The 2701-nt window shown below is 72.0% G+C and carries 3 protein-coding genes; all 3 read right to left on the bottom strand.

Features of this window, described 5'->3' with window-relative positions:
- Positions 1-997, bottom strand: a 997-nt coding sequence (locus D180_RS16485) for an alpha/beta fold hydrolase (RefSeq protein ID WP_017913665.1), incomplete at its 3' end; no start/stop codon positions are given.
- Positions 998-1147: 150 nt separating this feature from the next.
- Entirely contained in the window at positions 1148-2458 is a 1311-nt protein-coding gene (locus tag D180_RS16480) for an ABC transporter permease (RefSeq protein ID WP_017913664.1), read from the bottom strand.
- A 64-nt stretch (positions 2459-2522) separates the two neighbouring features.
- The coding region (locus D180_RS24040; protein ID WP_198526573.1) for an ABC transporter permease at positions 2523-2701 on the bottom strand (179 nt) is incomplete at its 5' end.

Raw genomic sequence — 2701 nt, 5'->3', positions numbered from 1 at the left:
CCAGCCGCATCGGCAGGCTGAGGTGGTTCTCGCCGGGCATCTCCAGGTAGTGCGCGCGCGGGGCGTCCAGCGCCAGCAGGCGGCCGTGCGCCACCGGGATGTGCTGGTCGGCGCTGCCGTGCAGCAGCAGCACGCAGGCCGGTGCGGCGCGTGCGGCGGCGGTGACGTCGACCTGGTCCAGGTTCAGCGCCAGGCGCTGGTTGGCGTTGGCGATCACCGCGTCCAGGTTCTGCCCGCCGTAGCGCCAGCGCGCCAGGTCCATCGCCGCGCTGGCCATCCAGCCGCGCGGGCGGCTGGCGAGCATGTGCGGGATCATGTCGCGGATGCCGCGGCCGGCGTTGGCGAAGGATTCCATCGCGACCACGCCGTCGACCTGGTCGCCGAGCTTCTGCGCGGCGAACAGCGCGGTGGCCGCGCCGTAGGACACGCCGAACAGGTACACCGGGCCCTGCACCTCGCCGCTGGCGCGCAGGGCGCGGATCACCGCGACCACGTCGTCGGACTCGCGGGTGCCGTAGCCGGCCGGGCCGCCGCCGGAGCGGCCGTGGTTGCGCAGGTCGATGCTGATGCTGCGGTAGCCGGCCTGGGCCAGGTCCAGCGACCACGGCAGCAGCGAGTCGCCGTCCATCATCCAGCCGTGCAGCAGCACCACGGTGCCGCGCGGGGCCATGTGCGTGGTCGGCGCCGGGGTGGCGACGTCCATGGCGAAATCGGCATGCTCGTGGCCGCTGGCGTCGCGGCCGGCGTGCTCGTAGCGGTAGCGCATGTGGTAATCGCCCGGGTCGATGGCGCGCCAGAAGATCGGGATGCCGCCCGGCACCACCACGTGGCCGCTGCGGTTGGGCAGGGTCGCCAGCAGGCTCTGGATGCGCTCCTCGTCCATCAACGGCGACACGCCGCCCGGCGCGACCAGGCGGTCGCTGAGCGAGGTGGAGGAGCAGGCGCTCAGCCACAGGCTGGCGCAGAGGACGAGCAGCAGGCGCAGGCGCGAGGACATGGGCGTGGCGGCGTGGAACCAAATGGCCGCGCAGGCTAGCGCCTCGGCGGCGGCCGTTCTACCGCGTTTCGATGACGGAACGATGACGCGTCAGCCGCCATTGGGCCTGGCCGGGACAGCGGTCCCGGCCCGGCGCGTTCAGCCCTGGCGCTACAGCGCGCGCAGGGCGGTGGTGATCGGCAGCCGCGCCGCGCGCAGCGCCGGGAACAGGCCGCCGACCAGGCCGATGCCCAGCGCCCACTTCAGCCCGGTCCACAGCAGCGGCGGGGACACCTTGAACTGGAATACCACCTGGCTGAAGTTGCTGCCCAGGGTGGAGACGCTGTAGCCGTTGAAGATCGCCCAGGCGATCAGCCCGCCCAGCACGCCGCCGAGCAGCGCCAGCAGCATGGTCTCCAGCATCACCGCCACCACCACCGGCAACCCGCGGAAGCCGAGCGCGCGCATCGTGGCGATCTCGCGGGCACGGGTGGCGACCGCCGCATACATGGTGTTGAGCGCGCCGAACACCGCGCCGATCGCCATGATGGTGCCGATGAAGGTGCCCAGGATCTCCAGCACCTTGCTGAGGTTGCCGCCCTGCTTGCGGTAGTACTCGCGGGTGGTGAACACGTCCAGCTTCAGCCGCGGGTCGGCGTCCATCGCCGCCTTGAACTGGCGGAAGCCGTCCTGGCCCTGGGTGCGCACGCTGATCGACTGGTAGGCGCTGCGGTTGTAGGTGGTGGCCAGGGTCTGGGTGTCGGTCCACAGTTCCGAGTCGTGCGCGTCGCCGCTGGCGAACACGCCGACCACGGTCCAGGCCTGGTTGCCCAGGGTCAGGGTCTGGCCGAGCTGCAGGCCGCGGAACTGCGACTGCGCGCCCTTGCCGACCACGATCTCGCGCAGGCCCGGTTGGAAGCGACGGCCCTGCAGGAGCTTGACCTTGTCGTGCACCGCCCAGCCCTGCTCGCCCACGCCGCGGAACTGCGCGTTGACGTCGGTGCCGTCGGACTTCGACTGCAGGTTCACCACCTGCGACAGTTCCGGCGAGACCAGCGGGCGGTTGTCGGCGCCGCGCGCCACACCGGCCAGGCTGGCGATCAAGGGCACCTGGTCGCGGGTGATGACCGAGTTGGTCTCGGCCTGCGAGCCGCCGCGCAGGACGATGGCGGTGGTGTCGTCGCCGGTGCTGTCCAGGGTGGCCTGGAAACCCTGGCCCATCGCCAGCATCGCCACCAGCACGCCGACCACGCCGGCGATGCCGACCACGATCACCGAACTGGCGCCCCAGCGCTGCGGCAGGCTGGCGATGCCGATGCGCGCGGCGGCGAGCGACAGCCGGCCGCTGCGGGTGACCAGCAGCAGCACGGCGAGCACCGCCACCAGCGCCAGCACCAGGAACCAGGGCAGGGCGATCCAGATTCCCAGGCCGAGCGCCAGCGCCGCGATCGCCAGGACATTCCATAACCATTGCATCTTCATTGCGTTGTTCCTCGGGTCTGCGTCGCCGTCCGTGGCATCGCTGTGCTGGAGAGAAGGGGCGGGCTCAGCGCCCGGCCAGGGCGTCGACGATCTTCAGCCGCTGCGCGCGCAGCGCCGGCAGCAGGCCGACCACCACGCCGATGACCAGCATCAGCGCCGCGCCGATCAGCCAGGTCTGCAGCGGCACCGCGTGCACCGGCAGCGCGCCGCGGCTGGCGCTGGCCAGCACCGGGATCGCCGCCG

Source organism: Xanthomonas sp. SHU 166, assembly GCF_000364685.1.
Taxonomy (GTDB): Bacteria; Pseudomonadota; Gammaproteobacteria; order Xanthomonadales; family Xanthomonadaceae; genus Xanthomonas_A; species Xanthomonas_A sontii.
This window is presented reverse-complemented; position numbering and strand designations above follow the sequence as displayed.

What these genes read in the sequence shown, in the direction of transcription:
- D180_RS16480 (WP_017913664.1), bottom strand. Translation starts at nt 2,458, where the DNA reads ATGAAGATGCAATGGTTATGGAATGTCCTGGCGATCGCGGCGCTGGCG.